The 15,800-nt window shown below is 70.8% G+C and carries 13 protein-coding genes; 5 read left to right on the forward strand and 8 right to left on the reverse strand.

The genetic code is table 11. The annotated features are described in order from the left end of the window. The 4 genes from ACZ7DL_RS16015 to ACZ7DL_RS16030 all read right to left on the reverse strand — a co-directional run bounded on the left by ACZ7DL_RS16015 (nucleotide 1) and on the right by ACZ7DL_RS16030 (nucleotide 3,465). Nucleotides 1–738, reverse strand: coding sequence for a nucleotidyltransferase (locus tag ACZ7DL_RS16015; protein ID WP_470774765.1), 738 nt, complete (start codon nucleotides 736–738; stop codon nucleotides 1–3). Between the two features lie 18 nt (nucleotides 739–756). Next, complete coding sequence (locus ACZ7DL_RS16020; RefSeq protein ID WP_470774766.1) at nucleotides 757–1,863, reverse strand: amidohydrolase family protein; 1,107 nt, start codon at nucleotides 1,861–1,863, stop codon at nucleotides 757–759. A 216-nt stretch (nucleotides 1,864–2,079) separates the two neighbouring features. After that, on the reverse strand, nucleotides 2,080–2,400 hold the full coding sequence (locus ACZ7DL_RS16025) for a hypothetical protein (RefSeq protein WP_470774767.1): 321 nt from the start codon (nucleotides 2,398–2,400) through the stop codon (nucleotides 2,080–2,082). Nucleotides 2,401–2,493: 93 nt separating this feature from the next. Next, entirely contained in the window at nucleotides 2,494–3,465 is a 972-nt protein-coding gene (locus ACZ7DL_RS16030) for a heme o synthase (RefSeq protein ID WP_470774768.1), read from the reverse strand. Between the two features lie 362 nt (nucleotides 3,466–3,827). On the opposite strand from ACZ7DL_RS16030, the gene tkt reads away from it, so the two are divergent. Genes tkt through pgl form a run of 5 tightly spaced genes read left to right on the forward strand, consistent with a single transcriptional unit; the run spans nucleotide 3,828 to nucleotide 10,495 of the window. Next, a complete protein-coding gene (tkt, locus tag ACZ7DL_RS16035) occupies nucleotides 3,828–5,915 on the forward strand; it encodes a transketolase (RefSeq protein WP_470774769.1) in 2,088 nt (695 codons plus the stop codon). A gap of 33 nt (nucleotides 5,916–5,948) precedes the next feature. Then, a complete protein-coding gene (gene tal / locus ACZ7DL_RS16040; RefSeq protein ID WP_470774770.1) occupies nucleotides 5,949–7,067 on the forward strand; it encodes a transaldolase in 1,119 nt (372 codons plus the stop codon). Nucleotide 7,068: 1 nt separating this feature from the next. Beyond that, on the forward strand, nucleotides 7,069–8,607 hold the full coding sequence (gene zwf / locus ACZ7DL_RS16045) for a glucose-6-phosphate dehydrogenase (RefSeq protein WP_470774771.1): 1,539 nt from the start codon (nucleotides 7,069–7,071) through the stop codon (nucleotides 8,605–8,607). Continuing rightward, a complete protein-coding gene (opcA, locus tag ACZ7DL_RS16050) occupies nucleotides 8,604–9,716 on the forward strand; it encodes a glucose-6-phosphate dehydrogenase assembly protein OpcA (RefSeq protein ID WP_470774772.1) in 1,113 nt (370 codons plus the stop codon). Before zwf ends, opcA begins: the two co-directional genes overlap by 4 nt. Then, complete coding sequence (gene pgl / locus ACZ7DL_RS16055; RefSeq protein WP_470774773.1) at nucleotides 9,713–10,495, forward strand: 6-phosphogluconolactonase; 783 nt, start codon at nucleotides 9,713–9,715, stop codon at nucleotides 10,493–10,495. The genes opcA and pgl overlap by 4 nt, the downstream gene beginning before the upstream one ends. Before the next feature lie 51 nt (nucleotides 10,496–10,546). On the opposite strand, the gene ACZ7DL_RS16060 is transcribed toward pgl, so the two are convergent. The 4 genes from ACZ7DL_RS16060 to ACZ7DL_RS16075 are packed head-to-tail and all read right to left on the reverse strand — an operon-like array spanning nucleotide 10,547 to nucleotide 15,751. Further along, nucleotides 10,547–11,386 (reverse strand): carbohydrate ABC transporter permease, encoded by an 840-nt coding sequence (locus ACZ7DL_RS16060; RefSeq protein ID WP_470774774.1) that lies wholly within the window; start codon nucleotides 11,384–11,386, stop codon nucleotides 10,547–10,549. After that, on the reverse strand, nucleotides 11,383–12,735 hold the full coding sequence (locus ACZ7DL_RS16065; protein WP_470774775.1) for an ABC transporter permease: 1,353 nt from the start codon (nucleotides 12,733–12,735) through the stop codon (nucleotides 11,383–11,385). Before ACZ7DL_RS16065 ends, ACZ7DL_RS16060 begins: the two co-directional genes overlap by 4 nt. A gap of 2 nt (nucleotides 12,736–12,737) precedes the next feature. Then, nucleotides 12,738–14,063, reverse strand: a complete 1,326-nt coding sequence (locus ACZ7DL_RS16070) for an ABC transporter substrate-binding protein (protein ID WP_470774776.1) — start codon at nucleotides 14,061–14,063, stop codon at nucleotides 12,738–12,740. Between the two features lie 41 nt (nucleotides 14,064–14,104). Continuing rightward, nucleotides 14,105–15,751: a glycoside hydrolase family 13 protein gene (locus ACZ7DL_RS16075; RefSeq protein WP_470774777.1), complete on the reverse strand. Its 1,647-nt coding sequence runs from the start codon at nucleotides 15,749–15,751 to the stop codon at nucleotides 14,105–14,107. Nucleotides 15,752–15,800: the final 49 nt, after the last annotated feature.

The following is a 15,800-nucleotide window of genomic DNA, read 5'->3' on the forward strand; positions in this document are numbered from 1 at the left end:
TCACCCGGAATCCGCGACGAGGGCATCGATCGCCGGCGCCAGATAGGCGCGGGTCAGCTCGGCGCGCCGGGTGAGCCAGGCGGTGGAGGCCGGAGCCGGGGTGTCGTACCGGCGGCGGGTGATGTCCTCGACGACCTCCGCCGGAGCGCCCAGCGCCGGAAGCTCGGTCAGGGCCTCCCGCTTGGAGATCAGGCGGCCGTCGCGCAGCGTCACCGTGGCCCGGGCGAAGGTCAGCAGGCCCAGGTCGACCCAGACGTCCTGCCGCCACAGCCGCGCCCTGTCCACCGCCGGGCGCCAGTAGTCGCGCTGGTCGCGCACGACGAAGTCGGCCAGCTGCCGGTCCGGTACCGGTGGGAGCAGCGCGGCCGGGGCCTCGCCGTACAGCACGCGTCCGAAGGCGTGCAGCTCGCGCCGGGTCACGGGGGTGACCGGGCGGCGCGTCACCCGTCCGTGCGCCCAGGTGAGGTGCGAGCGGTCCACGTCGCGCAGGGTGGCCGGGGTGAGGTAGCTGCAGTGCAGCCTCGCCGCGAGGGGTTCCCTGTGCAGCCTCCGGTGCAGCCCCACCAGCCGTCGTACGGTCCCCAGGGCCAGCGGGCCGGGCAGGACGGCGATCAGGTCGAGGTCACTGCGGCCCTCCTGGTAGTCGCCGCCGGCCAGTGAGCCGTGCGCCCAGACAGCGCGAGGGCGCAGGGACAGCAGGGCGTGCAGGAATCCGTCGAGCAGGGACGTGGTCGTCATCCACTCAGTCTGGGCGGCTCAGCAGAGCCCGTACACCCGGCGCGCGTTGTCCGCCGCGATCAGCCGGGCCACCCGCTGGGCGTCCTCCGGGGACCACGCGCCCTCGGCCACCCAGGTGCCGAGGACACGGCTCAGGGCCTCGCGGAAGAGGCGGGCGCCGACGACGTGCAGTTCGGGCAGGCCCTGGGCGCCGGTGGAGAAAAGGATCTTGCCGAAGGGCGCCAGTTCCAGGATCTCGGCGAGGACCGTGGCCGCCCGGGCGCCGGTGCGGACGAGCGCGGCGCCCGAGTCGGCGTAGACGTGCGGGAAGACGCCGGCCAGATGCGCTGCGTGGCGGTGGTAGGGATAGCCGTGCAGCAGGATCAGGTCGGTGCCGAGGCCGGCGGTGGCGCGGACGAAGTCCGTGAGGAGCACCGGGTCCGTGCGGTCGATGCGGGAGCCGGGCTCGCCGAGGCCCGCGTGCAGCTGCACGGGCAGGCCGGACGCGACCGCGATCCACAGCAGGTGCCGCAGCAGCACGGGGTCCGTGAGCGCGCCGCCGACCCGCCGTCCGGCCAGCCAGCGGCCCACCGCTCCGCGCACCTCCCCCGGTCCCGGCGGCTCCGGCGCCAGGGCCAGCCCGTGTCGGAGGCCCGCGACGGAGGTGAAGGCGACGGCGCTCGCGGCTGCCCCGTGCACCGACTCGGCGAGGTTGGCCAGGAAGGACTCGACGGTGCCGGAGGTGTCGGCGACCTGCTCCGCGAGCAGCTCCAGCCGGACGATCTCGCGGGCCTGGGCGGCGCCCGCGGTGGCCAGCTCCGCCGGGCCGGTGAGGTCACCGGGCAGGCCGGTGTCGACCAGGTAGGTGGTGATACCGCTGCCGCGCAGCAGCCGCCGGTCTGCTTCGAAGACGCCGAGTTCCCGGCGCCGGGCCAGATAGCGGGCGGGCGGGCAGTGCGGTTCCAGGCCGAGCAGGGGCGGACACCAGCGCCGTACGGCGAAGCCGGTCTGGGTGTCGAAGAGGGTGGTGCCGGGGGCGGGCGGCCCCTCGGTACGCGCCAACTGGGCCTCGAAGGTGCCGAGTCCCAGCTCCGTGCGGAGCACCCCGTGGCAGTACTGGTCCACGAGGGACGGCGTTTCGATCATCCGGGCTCCCCGTAGGACGTGGGCGCGCTTGCTGCCTTGCACGTCCTAACGGGTGAATCGGGGCTCAGGTGGCGGCAGCGCCCCGAAGGGGCGTCGGGGCTGCATGTGCAGGCGGCTCCGACGCAGGGCACGGGGCTGCATCCGGATGCGGCTCCGCCGCGGGGCGCGACCGGCCACGAGCAGCCGGCGGTCGGCGAACCACCGGCACCGCCCGGGTCATCCGCCGATCTGCATGCCGGCCATCCGCTTCCACTCGTACGGGCCCGTCGTCACCTTCGCCGCGAACTCACCGTCGAAGGACTCGTGGACCGTGATGCCGGACCTGGCCACCGCCTGCTCGGCGATCTCCTTGCTGGGGGCCACCAGGTCGCCCCAGCCGCCGTCCTCGCCGACGAGGACGATGCGGGCGCCGCGTTCGCCGATGTGGGCCACCTGGCCCTCCGCGCCGCCGTGCGCCTTCGCGAAGGCGCTGATCTGGTGGGCGAGCCGGGACACCTTGCGCTCGGCCCGCGCGTCAACCTGCTGCGTGTCTGCCATGGCCAGGATGCTACCGACGGGTAGATCAAACGGCGACGGGAGGGGTGGGTGGCCTTGGCCACCCACCCCTCCCGTACCGGAGAAAAAGGGGGTCTAGCGCAGGAAGGGGTCCACCGCGACGGCGACGAAGAGGATCGACACATAGGTGATCGACCAGTGGAAGAGCCGCATCTCCTTCAGCTTGGCGCCGGTGATCTCGGCCTTCGCCCGGTTCTGCAGCCCGTGCGCCTCCCAGAGCCAGAAGCCGCCGGCCGCGAGGGCGACGGCCGTGTAGAACCAGCCGGTGTAGCCGAGCGGGGTCAGCAGCAGGGAGACGGCGACCATCACCCAGCTGTAGATGACGATCTGCTTGGCGACGACCTTGTTGGAGGCGACGACCGGGAGCATCGGCACGCCCACGCGCGCGTAGTCGTCCTTGACCTTCATGGACAGCGGCCAGTAGTGCGGCGGGGTCCAGAAGAACATGACGAGGAAGAGGATGACCGGCGCCCAGGACATCGAGTTCGTGACCGAGGACCAGCCGATCAGCACCGGCATGCAGCCCGCGATGCCGCCCCACACGATGTTCTGTGACGTGCGCCGCTTGAGGATCATCGTGTAGACGACGACGTAGAAGAGGAGCGCCCCGAGTGACAGCCAGGCGCTCAGCCAGTTGACGGTGAGGCCGAACAGCAGCGTCGAGACGGCCGCCAGGGTGATGCCGAAGGCCAGGCACTCGCGCGGGCTGACCATGCCGGTCACCAGCGGCCGCTGCGAGGTGCGGTCCATCAGGGCGTCGATGTCCCGGTCGATGTACATGTTCAGCGCGTTGGCGCCGCCCGCGGAGAGGTAGCCGCCGACGCAGGTCAGCAGGACCAGCGTCAGGTCGGGCACGCCCTGCTGGGCCAGGAACATCACCGGAACCGTGGTGATGAGCAGCAGCTCGATGATCCGCGGCTTGGTCAGCGCCACGAACGCCTTGACACGGGCCCCGAACGGCCGGTGAACCGGGCTCTGGCTCGCACCACCGAGCACACCCGCTGGACGGGATTCGACGGCCGTCACGCACACCCCTGACAGAGACATCCCAGCAAGCCCCCCGTCTGAGGATCCGGTAAAGGCTCGCGCGTACCACGCCACTTTAGACGTTGCCCATACCCCGGCCGTCGCGGGGGTGGGGTCGTGTTGGCGCACGCCCCATAAGAGGTGGCCCACCCCTCGATTGAGCGCTCAGATGACAGGGTCCGTATTCATGTGCCCAATGCCGTCTCGGCCAGTCGGGAGGCGGATCGCACCGAGTCCCGGCAGTCTGGAAACACTCGAAAAAACGCACGTCCTTACGGGGGTAGGCTCGGCACCGGCCGGCGGGCAGAAGCACGCCGGCGGCCGGGTGGGCGCGTGCCCCGACGACCGGCGACCGATCATGTGGAGAGGAGCCCTGACCCAGGGTGAGCACCAAGCCGACCACCACAGACCTCGAGTGGACCGAGCTGGACCAGCGGGCCGTGGACACCGCCCGCGTCCTGGCCGCCGACGCCGTACAGAAGGTCGGCAACGGCCATCCCGGTACGGCGATGAGCCTGGCTCCGGCCGCCTACACCCTCTTCCAGAAGGTGATGCGGCACGACCCGGCCGACCCGGAGTGGGTCGGGCGCGACCGCTTCGTGCTGTCCGCCGGCCACTCGTCCCTGACCCTCTACACCCAGCTGTACCTGGCCGGTTTCGGCCTGGAGCTGGATGATCTGAAGGCGTTCCGGACGTGGGGTTCCAAGACCCCCGGCCACCCGGAGTACGGGCACACCAAGGGCGTCGAGACCACCACCGGTCCGCTCGGCCAGGGTGTCGCCAACGCGGTCGGCATGGCGATGGCCGCCCGCTACGAGCGCGGTCTGTTCGACCCGGAGGCGCCGGCCGGCGAGTCCCCCTTCGACCACTTCGTCTACTGCATCGCCGGTGACGGCTGCCTCCAGGAGGGCATCTCCGCCGAGGCGTCCTCGATGGCCGGCCACCAGAAGCTCGGCAACCTGATCCTGCTGTGGGACGACAACCACATCTCGATCGAGGGCGACACCGAGACGGCCGTCTCCGAGGACACCGTCAAGCGGTACGAGGCCTACGGCTGGCACGTGCAGCGCGTGGAGGCCCAGGACAACGGCGACCTGGACCCGGCGGCGATCTTCGCCGCGATCCAGGAGGCGAAGAAGGTCACGGACAAGCCGTCCTTCATCGCGATGCGCTCGATCATCGCCTGGCCGGCCCCGAACGCGCAGAACACCGAGGCCGCGCACGGCTCGGCGCTGGGCGAGGAGGAGGTCGCGGCCACCAAGCGCGTCCTCGGCTTCGACCCGGAGCAGAGCTTCGAGGTCGCCGACGAGGTCATCGCGCACACCCGCAAGGCGCTGGAGCGGGGTGCCGAGGCGAAGGCCCAGTGGGAGAAGACCCTCCAGGTGTGGCGGGACGGCAACCCCGAGCGGGCCGCCGAGTTCGACCGGATCAGCAAGGGCGAGCTCCCCACCGGCTGGGAGGAGAAGATCCCGGTCTTCGAGCCCGGCAAGGGCATCGCAACGCGTGCCGCGTCCGGCAAGGTGCTGCAGGCGCTCGGCGCGGTCATCCCCGAGCTGTGGGGCGGCTCCGCCGACCTCGCCGGCTCGAACAACACCACGATCGACAAGGACAGCTCGTTCCTGCCCGAGGGCAACCCGCTGCCGGAGGCCAACCCGTACGGCCGCACGATCCACTTCGGCATCCGCGAGCACTCCATGGGCGCGGAGCTGAACGGCATCACCCTGCACGGCAACACCCGTGTCTACGGCGGCACCTTCCTCGTCTTCTCCGACTACATGCGCAACGCCGTGCGCCTGTCGGCCCTGATGCACCTGCCGGTGACGTACGTGTGGACGCACGACTCCATCGGTCTGGGCGAGGACGGCCCGACCCACCAGCCGGTCGAGCACCTGGCCTCGCTGCGCGCGATCCCGGGTCTGAACATCGTGCGCCCGGCGGACGCCAACGAGACGGCCATCGCCTGGCGCGAGATCCTCAAGCGCTGGACCAAGGAGTTCGGCAAGGGCCAGCCGCACGGCCTCGCGCTCACCCGCCAGGGCGTGCCGGCGTACGAGCCGAACGAGGACGCGGCCCGCGGTGGCTACGTGCTGTTCGAGGCCGACGGCGGCGAGCCGCAGGTGATCCTGATCGCCACCGGTTCCGAGGTGCATGTGGCGGTCGAGGCGCGTGAGCAGCTCCAGGCCGAGGGCGTCCCGACGCGGGTCGTCTCGATGCCGTCCGTGGAGTGGTTCGAGCAGCAGGACCAGGGGTACCGGGACTCCGTGCTGCCGCCGTCCGTGAAGGCCCGAGTCGCCGTGGAGGCGGGCGTCGGCCTCACCTGGCACAAGTACGTGGGGGACGCCGGCCGCATCGTTTCCCTGGAGCACTTCGGTGCGTCCGCCGATGCCAAGGTGCTCTTCAAGGAGTTCGGCTTCACTGCGGAGAACGTGGCCGCGAAGGCGCGGGAATCCCTCGCCGACGCCCAGCGCTGACGCTCATATACGACACGTAGGAGATGTAATTCCATGACAGACGCACTCAAGCGCCTCTCCGAAGAAGGCGTCGCGATCTGGCTGGACGACCTGTCGCGCAAGCGGATCACGTCCGGCAACCTCGCCGAGCTGATCGACCAGCAGCACGTCGTGGGCGTCACCACCAACCCGACGATCTTCCAGAAGGCGATCTCCCAGGGCGACGGCTACGACCAGCAGCTGTCCGACCTCGCCGCCCGCAAGGTCACCGTCGAAGAGGCCATCCGCATGATCACCACGGCGGACGTCCGCGACGCCGCCGACATCCTGCGCCCGGTCTTCGACGCCACGAACGGCCAGGACGGCCGGGTCTCCATCGAGGTCGACCCGCGCCTCGCGCACAACACCAAGGCGACCGTCGCCGAGGCCAAGCAGCTGGCCTGGCTCGTCGACCGCCCCAACACCCTGATCAAGATCCCGGCCACGCAGGCGGGTCTGCCGGCGATCGCCGAGACGATCGGCCTCGGCATCAGCGTCAACGTCACGCTGATCTTCTCGCTGGAGCGCTACCGCGCGGTCATGGACGCCTACCTCACCGGCCTGGAGAAGGCCAAGGAGCGGGGTCTGGACCTGTCGCTGATCCACTCCGTCGCGTCCTTCTTCGTCTCCCGCGTGGACACCGAGATCGACAAGCGCCTGAACGACATCGGCACCGACGAGGCCAAGGCGCTGCGCGGCAAGGCCGCCGTCGCCAACGCGCGCCTGGCCTACCAGGCGTACGAGGAGGTCTTCTCCTCCGACCGCTGGAACGCGCTGGAGAACGCGGGCGCCAACAAGCAGCGTCCGCTGTGGGCGTCGACCGGCGTGAAGGACCCGGCGTACCCGGACACCCTGTACGTCACCGAGCTGGTCGCGCCGAACACGGTCAACACCATGCCGGAGGCCACGCTGGAGGCCACCGACGACCACGGCGAGGTCACCGGCGACACCGTCGCCGGCACCTACGAACAGGCGCGCGCCGACCTCGACGCGCTGGAGAAACTCGGCATCTCGTACGACGACGTCGTGCAGGTGCTGGAGGACGAGGGCGTCGAGAAGTTCGAGGCGTCCTGGAACGACCTGTTGAAGTCCACCCAGGCGGAGCTCGAGCGCCTCGCCCCTTCGGAGGGCTGAGTTGTCACCCGTTTCCGGTTCCGGAGCGAACCCGCTTCGTGACCCGGCCGACCGACGGCTCCCGCGCATCGCGGGGCCGTCGGGTCTGGTCATCTTCGGTGTCACGGGCGACCTGTCCCGCAAGAAGCTGATGCCCGCGGTGTACGACCTCGCCAACCGGGGTCTGCTGCCGCCGGGCTTCTCGCTGGTGGGCTTCGCCCGCCGCGACTGGGAGCACGAGGACTTCGCCGAGGTCGTGCACGACGCGGTCAAGGAGCACTCGCGCACCCCCTTCCGCGAGGAGGTCTGGCAGCAGCTCATCCAGGGCATGCGCTTCGTCCAGGGCACCTTCGACGACGACGATGCCTTCGAGCGGCTGCGCGCCACCATCGAGGAGCTGGACAAGGCGCAGGGCACGGGCGGCAACTTCGCCTTCTACCTGTCGGTGCCGCCCAGTTCCTTCCCGGTGGTCATCCAGCAGCTGAAGAAGCACGGTCTGGCCGACCAGACCGGCGGCTCCTGGCGGCGCGCGGTGATCGAGAAGCCGTTCGGCCACGACCTGAAGTCGGCCGAGGAGCTGAACAAGGTCGTGCACGAGGTCTTCGAGCCGGAGCAGGTGTTCCGGATCGACCACTACCTCGGCAAGGAGACCGTCCAGAACATCCTGGCGCTGCGCTTCGCCAACACGATGTTCGAGCCGATCTGGAACCGGTCCTTCGTGGACCACGTGCAGATCACGATGGCCGAGGACATCGGCATCGGCGGCCGGGCCGGCTACTACGACGGCATCGGCGCCGCCCGCGACGTCATCCAGAACCACCTGCTCCAGCTCATGGCCCTCACGGCCATGGAGGAGCCCGCCTCCTTCGACGCGGACGCGCTGGCCGCGGAGAAGGAGAAGGTGCTCGGTGCCGTCCGGCTGCCGAAGGACCTGAGCCGCAGCACCGTCCGCGGTCAGTACGCGGCCGGCTGGCAGGGCGGCCAGAAGGTCATCGGTTACCTCGAGGAAGAGGGCATCGACGCCCAGTCGAAGACCGACACCTACGCGGCGATCAAGCTGGAGGTCGACAACCGCCGCTGGGCGGGCGTCCCCTTCTACCTGCGCACCGGCAAGCGGCTGGGCCGCCGGGTGACGGAGATCGCGGTCGTCTTCCAGCGGGCCCCGCACTCCCCGTTCGACACCACGGCGACCGAGGAGCTGGGCCAGAACGCGATCGTCATCCGGGTCCAGCCGGACGAGGGCGTCACGGTCCGCTTCGGCTCCAAGGTGCCGGGCACCTCGATGGAGATCCGGGACGTCTCCATGGACTTCGCCTACGGCGAGTCGTTCACGGAGTCCAGCCCGGAGGCGTACGAGCGGCTGATCCTGGACGTGCTCCTCGGTGACGCCAACCTCTTCCCGCGCACGGAGGAGGTCGAGCTGTCCTGGAAGATCCTCGACCCGATCGAGGAGTACTGGGACAAGCACGGCAGGCCCGCGCAGTACAAGTCGGGCACCTGGGGCCCCGTGGAGGCGGACGAGATGCTCGCACGAGACGGACGGAGCTGGCGCCGGCCATGAAGATAGACCTGACCGACACCACCGCCGGAGAGATCAACAAGGCGCTCGTCCGGGGCCGCCGCGCGATCGGCACGCCCGCCGTGGGCATGGTCCTGACCCTCGTCATCGTCACCGACGAGGAGAACGCCTACGACGCCCTGAAGGCCGCCAACGACGCCTCGCGCGAGCACCCCTCGCGCACGCTGGTGGTCATCAAGCGGGTCTCCCGCTCCCCGCGTGACCGCACGTCCTCGCGTCTCGACGCCGAGGTGCGGGTGGGCGCGGACGCGGGCACCGGCGAGACGGTCGTGCTGCGGCTGTACGGCGAGGTCCTCGAACACGCCGACTCGGTGGTCCTGCCGCTGCTGTTGCCGGACGCGCCGGTGGTGGTGTGGTGGCCGGTGAACGCTCCGCTGGATCCGGCGCAGGATCCGCTGGGCGCGCTCGCCCAGCGCCGGGTCACCGACAGCTACACCGCCGAGCAGCCGGTGCGGGAGCTTTCGGCCCGTGCCGCGGCCTACACGCCCGGCGACACCGACCTGTCCTGGACCCGGATCACGCCGTGGCGTTCGATGCTGGCGGCGGCCCTGGACCAGGTCACCTGTGAGGTGTCGGCCGTCGAGGTGGAGGGCGAGGAGTTCAACCCGAGCTGTGAGCTGCTGGCGATGTGGCTCGCGGACCGGCTGGACGTGCCGGTGAAGCGCTCCCGGTCGTCCGGTCCGGGACTCACGGCCGTCCGGATGGACACCAGCTGCGGCCCGATCGTGCTGGACCGGGCGGACGGCTCGCTGGCCACGCTGGCCATCGAGGGCCAGCCGGCCCGCGCGGTGGCGCTCAAGCGGCGGGACACCGCCGAGCTGATCGCGGAGGAGTTGCGCCGGCTGGACCCGGACGACACCTACGCGTCGGCGCTGCGCTACGGCGTGGAGCGGCTGAACACGGTTCCGGAGCAGGCTTCCGAACCGGCTTCCGAGCCGGTTGCCGAGACGGCTTCCGAGCCGGTCTCCGAGGAGGCGGCCGGGCCGGTCGCCGAGCCGGAGCCGGTCGAGGAGGCCGCCAAGGCGCCCGCGAAGAAGGCGGCCGCGAAGACGGCCAAGAAGGTACCGGCGAGGAAGGCGGCGGCGAAGTGAGTACTCCGCAGCTGGTCGTCCACCACGACAAGGAGCTGATGGCGCAGGCCGCCGCGGCCCGCCTGATCACGAAGATCGTGGACGCGCAGGCCTCCCGGGGCGCCGCGTCCGTGGTCCTCACGGGCGGTCGCAACGGCAACGGCCTGCTGGCGGCGCTGGCGGCGGCACCGGCCCGCGACGCCATCGACTGGGCGCGGCTGGACCTGTGGTGGGGCGACGAGCGTTACCTCCCCGAGGGCGACCCCGAGCGCAATGTCACGCAGGCCCGCGAGGCCCTGCTGGACTCCGTACCGCTGGACCCGGAGCGCGTGCACGCCATGCCCGCCTCCGACGGCCCGTACGGCACGGACGTCGAGGCGGCGGCGGAGGCGTACGCGGCGGAGCTGGCGAAGGCGGCCGGCCCCGAGAATCACGGCTCGGTGCCCACCTTCGACGTCCTGATGCTGGGCGTCGGCCCGGACACCCATGTGGCCTCGCTCTTCCCGGAACTGCCGGCCGTACGGGAGACCGAGCGGACGGTGGTCGGCGTGCACGGCGCGCCCAAGCCGCCGCCGACCCGGATCACCCTGACCCTTCCGGCGATCCGGTCGGCCCGCGAGGTCTGGCTGCTCGCGGCCGGCGAGGACAAGGCGGAGGCCGCGGCCATCGCCCTGTCCGGCGCGGGTGAGATCCAGGCCCCGGCGGCGGGTGCGTACGGCCGGGCCCGCACCCTGTGGCTGCTGGACGCGGCTGCGGCTTCGCAGCTGCCTCGGTCGCTGTATCCGCCCGCGTCGCCGTAGGGCGCGCGCAGGCGAAGAGGCGGGCGGGAACCCTCGGTTCCCGCCCGCCTCTTATTTCACCGACCCCGCCATCACGCCCTGCACGAAGTGCCGCTGGAAGGCGAAGAACACCACCACCGGCACGATCAGGGACAGGAAGGCGCCCGGCGCGAGGACGTCGATGTTGCTGCCGAACTGCCGGATCTGGGACTGGAGTTGCACGGTCAGCGGCTGGGACGAACTGTCCGCGAAGAGCAGCGCGACCAGCATGTCGTTCCAGACCCACAGGAACTGGAAGATGGCGAGCGAGGCGATCGCCGGGCGCGCCACGGGCAGCACGAGCCGGGTGAAGATGCGCCACTCGCTGCCGCCGTCCATCCGCGCCGCCTCCAGCATCTCCTTCGGCATCTCCGCGAAGTAGTTGCGCAGCAGGAACACCGCGAACGGCAGCCCGTACGCCACATGGAAGAGGACCACACCGGGGATCGTTCCGAACAGGCCCAGTTGACCGAAGAGTTTGGCGACGGGCAGCAGGCCGATCTGGACCGGCACCACCAACAGGGCCACCACCAGCAGGAAGAGCGGCTCCCGGAACGGGAAGTCCAGCCAGGCGAAGGCGTATCCGGCGAGGGCCGCGATGACGACGACCAGAGTGGTCGTCGGCACCGAGATCAGCACGGTGTTCCAGAACGCCTGGGTGATGCCCGCGTTCTTCAGCAACGCCGAGTAGTTGTCGAAGGACAGCTGGCCGGGGCTGGCCAGCGCCGTCCACCAGCCGCCCTTCGCCGTGTCCTGGGCCGAGCGCAGGGAGGACAGGAACAGGCCCGCGAGCGGGGTCAGCCAGACCAGGCCGATCACCACCAGGAACGCCTGCACCAGGCCGTTGGCCAGGCCCCGCCTGATCGCGTTCATCGCTGACTCCTTCGGAAGCGGTGGACGTTGAAGACCATCGCGGGGATCACCAGCAGCAGGAGCAGCACGCCGAGAGCGCTGCCGAGGCCCTGGTTGTTGCCGCCGCCGAAGGACACGAGCCACATCTGGGTCGCGAGGACGGTGGCATCCTCCTGCACCGGTCCCGGCGCGATGATGTAGACGAGGTCGAACACCTTCATCACGTTGATCACGAGGGTCACGAAGACCACGGTGAGCACGGGCGCGAGCAGCGGGACGGTGATCCGGCGGAAGATCTGCCACTCGTTCGCCCCGTCCATCCGGGCCGCTTCCAGCGCGTCACGGGGAAGCGTGGACAGGCCGGCGCCGATCAGGACCATCGCGAAGCCCGTCCAGATCCACAGGTAGGCGCCGATGATCGCCGGGGTGACGAGGGCCGGGCCGAGCCAGGAGACGCCCTGGTAGGGCGGGGCGAAGTTCGACTCGGGCAGTTTCACCGTGTAGGGCCCGGCCGCCAGCCCCGCGAAGCGGAAGGAGCCGTCGGCGGCCGTCGTCGTGCTCGCGACCGTCTTTCCGTCGCGCACCGCCTGGACCTGCATGCCGGGCAGGCCGCTCTCCTTCGGGTCGACCTTGCCCTGCTTCCCTCCCCCGCCCGGGGTGAAGTCGAGGTAGACGACACCGCGCAGCTCGTCGGGGCCGGTCTTCCCCGGGGCCGGCCCGGCGGGACGGGCCCCGCCGGGCAGGTCCTTGGGCAGCACGCCGACCATCGGCAGCGTCACCGAGTCGCCCGCCGATGCGGTCGTACGGTAGGAGCCGTCCCGGTCCTGGGTGAGCAGCCCGGTGCGGCCGCGGGCCGTCGGATAGGTCGACGTGCCCTTGAAGGCGTCGTGGACGGAGACGACGGCCGCGTTCAGCACGCCCTTGTCCGGGTCCTCGTCGTAGGCGAGCCGGAAGATGATGCCGGCGGCGAGGAAGGACACCGCCATCGGCATGAAGAGGAGCAGTTTGAAGGCGGTGGCCCAGCGGACCTTCTCCACCAGGACGGCCAGGATCAGGCCGAGGCCGGTGAGCAGGGCGGGTGCGACGACGACCCAGATGGTGGTGTTGCGGATGGCCTTCAAAGTGGCCGGGTCGCGGAACATCTCGGCGTAGTTGTCGCCGCCGACGAACCGGGTGCCGGAGGCGTCGAAGAAGCTGCGGCCGACGGAGAACAGCACCGGGTAGACGACGAGCGCGCCGAGCAGGAGCAGCGCGGGGAAGACGAAGAGCAGGGCGATCAGCCGGGCGCGCCGCCGGCCGCGGCGCGCGGGCGCCGGGCCGGGGGCGGGCCGCGGGGCCGCCTGCTGTTTCACGACAGTGGTGGCGGCCATGGTCAGTCCTGGTAGGCCTTCGCCGCGGCGGACTCCAGCTTCGCAGCGGTGCCCTTCGGGTCCGAGGGGTCGCGCAGGAAGTCCTGGAGGAGCTTCCACTCGCCGGTGCCCTTGGTGCCGCCGAAGGCCGCGGGTGCCTGGTCGGACATGTCGAAGCGGACCGAGTCCCCGGCCCCGACGAGGGACTTGGCGGTGGCGCGGGTGACGTCGTCGCCGTACGCGGAGAGGTTCAGCTTCTTGTTCGGGGACAGGAAGCCGCCCGCCTTCGCCCACACGGCCGCCGCCTCGGGGGTGGCGAGGTACTCCAGCAGCTTCATGCCGGCCTTGGCGTTCTTGGCGTCCTTGAGGACGACGGCCGCGTCACCGCCGCTGACGACCGGTGCGGTGCCGCCGTCGACCGCGGGGAAGGGGAAGAAGTCGGCGTCCTTGCCGATGGTCCTGCCGTACTGGTCGTGGGCGACGCCGGCGACGAAGTCGCCCTCGTAGACCATGCCGGCCTCGGGCTTGGGTCCGAAGACCTTCTCCACCGAGCCGGGGAAGTCGGTGTTGAGGGCCTGCTTGCGGCCGCCCGCGATGAGCTGCTTGTCCTTGAAGAGCTTGCCGAGGGTGGTGAGCGCGTCGACCACCGTGGGGTCGGTCCACTTGAGCTTGTGGGCGGCGAGGGCGTCGTACTTCTCGGGGCCGGCCTGGGAGAGGTAGACGTTCTCGAACCAGTCGGTGAGGGTCCAGCCGTCCTGCCCGGCGACCGCGAAGGCGGCGAGACCGGAGTCGGAGACGGTGTGTCCGGCCTTGAGCAGTTCGTCGTACGTCTTCGGGGGCTTGACCCCGGCCTGGGTGAGCGCCTCGGGGCTGTACCAGACCGTCGACTTGTGGGCGGCCTTGAAGTAGAGGCCGTACAGGGTGCCGTCGACGGTGCCGTACTTCTTCCACACGGGCGCGTAGCCGGCGTCGATGGACTGCCGGGCGGTCGGCGAGAGCGGCTTGAGCCAGCCCTTCTTCGCGAACTGATTCAGCACGCCGACCTGCGGGACCATGACGACGTCGGGCGCGTTGCCGCCCTCGATCTTGCTACCGACGACGGTGGAGACGTTGTCGCCGGTGGACACGAACTGGGTCTTGGCGCCGGTCTTCTCGGTGAACGCGTCCAGGACCTTCTGGAAGTTCTTCTGCTCGCTGCCGGACCAGACGCCGGCCACGGTGACGGTCTGGCCGCTGAGTGCCTTGTCACCGCCGCCCGCGGAGACGGGGCCGCCGCCGCAGGCGGTGGCGCCGAGGGCGAGCGCGAGGGCGGTGCAGCCGGTGAGCAGGGTGGTACGTCGTCGCATCATCGTTGATGTCCCTTCGGGGGAATGGGCGTTGACGGGTCGGTTCACTGGTCGTCGAGCCACCAGGCGGCCGTGGCGCCGGGCAGCACGCCGGCCGGGCAGGGGCCGCTGGAGAGCAGGGGGGTGCCGGAGACCGGCGCGGGGGCGTTGGCCGTACCGAAGTTGACGGCGCAGACCAGGCCGTCGCCGCGGACGAAGCCGAGGACCCCGGGCGGGGTGTCCAGCCAGCGCAGCGTGCCCTCGCCCAGCTGGGGCAGGGAGCGGCGCAGTTGGAGCCCGTCGCGGTACAGGTGCCAGAAGGAGCGGGTGTCGGCGAGGGCGCGGTCGGTGGCGTACTCGGCGAAGTACTCCGGCTGCGGCAGCCAGGGCTTGGCGCCCTCCGCGCCGGAGGTGAAGCCGAACGGGGAGGCATGCCCGGACCAGGGCAGCGGCACCCGGCAGCCGTCGCGGATGCGGGCGCGGCTGCCGGTGCGCCGGAAGATCGGGTCGGTGAGGACGTCGTCGGGCAGATCGACGACCTCGGGCAGGCCCAGTTCCTCGCCCTGGTAGATGTAGGCGGCTCCGGGCAGGGCCAGCATCAGCAGCGCGGCGGCGCGGGCGCGGGCGGCGCCGAGGCCGCTGCCCTCGGTGGCGGGTTCGCCGTAGCGGGTGACGGTGCGGACCTGGTCGTGGTTGTTGAGCACCCAGGTGACGGTGGAGCCGGTGCCGGCGATGTCCTGCATGGCCTCGGAGATGACCTTGCGGAAGGCGTCGGCGTCCCAGGGGGCGCCGAGCAGGTCGAAGAAGAAGGCCTGGTGGAGTTCGTCGGGGCGGACGTAGAGGGCGTGTTCGCGGGCGGTGGGCACGGAGACCTCGCCGACGAGCAGGCGTTCGCGGCCGTCGCGGTCCGCGTACTCCTCGCATATGGAGCGCCAGCGGCGCCACACCTCGTGCACCTCGGGCTGGTTCCAGGCGAGCGGGTTGACCGAGTCGCGGGTGCGGGCGTCGGCCTCCGGGTCGTCGGAGTCCGGCAGTGCGGGGTGCTTGTAGAGGCCGGCGGCGACGTCGATGCGGAAGCCGTCCACGCCCCGGTCGAGCCAGAACCGCAGGGTGCGGTCGAACTCGTCGGGGATCTCGGGGTTGCGCCAGTTCCAGTCGGGCTGTTCGGGCGTGAACATGTGCAGGTACCACTGGCCGTCGGCGACCCTGGTCCAGGCCGGGCCGCCGAACATGGCGTGCCAGTTGTTGGGCGGCTCGCTGCCGTCGGGTCCGCGGCCGGCGGCGAAGTGGAAGCGGGCGCGGGCCGGGCTGCCGGGCGCGCTGTCCAGGGCCTCACGGAACCACGGGTGCTCGCTGGAGCAGTGGTTGGGGACGATGTCGAGGAGCACCTTGATGCCGAGCCGCCGGGCGGCCGCCATCAGCAGGTCGAACTCGGCGAGGTCGCCGAAGACCGGGTCGACGTCGCGGTAGTCGGCCACGTCGTAGCCGTGGTCGTGCTGCGGTGAGGGGTAGAACGGGCTCAGCCAGATCCCGTCGACGCCGAGCTTCTTCAGGTACGGCAGTCCGGCCCGGACGCCGGCCAGATCGCCGATGCCGTCTCCGGTGCTGTCCAGGAAGCTGCGGACGTAGACCTGGTAGATCACCGCGTCGCGCCACCAATGATGCCTGTTCAACCCAGTGGAACCTGTCTCTGAAAGGGGGCTGTTATGCATGCATGTTAGGTAGGCAACAAGCGAGGGTGTCAACGAAGTGAACGGAAGA

It is taken from the genome of Streptomyces sp. NPDC036984 (assembly GCF_055607665.1).

What these genes read in the sequence shown, in the direction of transcription:
- ACZ7DL_RS16015 (WP_470774765.1), bottom strand. Translation starts at nt 738, where the DNA reads ATGACGACCACGTCCCTGCTCGACGGATTCCTGCACGCCCTGCTGTCC.
- ACZ7DL_RS16020 (WP_470774766.1), bottom strand. Translation starts at nt 1,863, where the DNA reads ATGATCGAAACGCCGTCCCTCGTGGACCAGTACTGCCACGGGGTGCTC.
- ACZ7DL_RS16025 (WP_470774767.1), bottom strand. Translation starts at nt 2,400, where the DNA reads ATGGCAGACACGCAGCAGGTTGACGCGCGGGCCGAGCGCAAGGTGTCC.
- ACZ7DL_RS16030 (WP_470774768.1), bottom strand. Translation starts at nt 3,465, where the DNA reads ATGTCTCTGTCAGGGGTGTGCGTGACGGCCGTCGAATCCCGTCCAGCG.
- tal (WP_470774770.1), top strand. Translation starts at nt 5,949, where the DNA reads ATGACAGACGCACTCAAGCGCCTCTCCGAAGAAGGCGTCGCGATCTGG.
- opcA (WP_470774772.1), top strand. Translation starts at nt 8,604, where the DNA reads ATGAAGATAGACCTGACCGACACCACCGCCGGAGAGATCAACAAGGCG.
- ACZ7DL_RS16060 (WP_470774774.1), bottom strand. Translation starts at nt 11,386, where the DNA reads ATGAACGCGATCAGGCGGGGCCTGGCCAACGGCCTGGTGCAGGCGTTC.
- ACZ7DL_RS16065 (WP_470774775.1), bottom strand. Translation starts at nt 12,735, where the DNA reads ATGGCCGCCACCACTGTCGTGAAACAGCAGGCGGCCCCGCGGCCCGCC.
- ACZ7DL_RS16070 (WP_470774776.1), bottom strand. Translation starts at nt 14,063, where the DNA reads ATGATGCGACGACGTACCACCCTGCTCACCGGCTGCACCGCCCTCGCG.
- ACZ7DL_RS16075 (WP_470774777.1), bottom strand. Translation starts at nt 15,751, where the DNA reads ATGCATAACAGCCCCCTTTCAGAGACAGGTTCCACTGGGTTGAACAGG.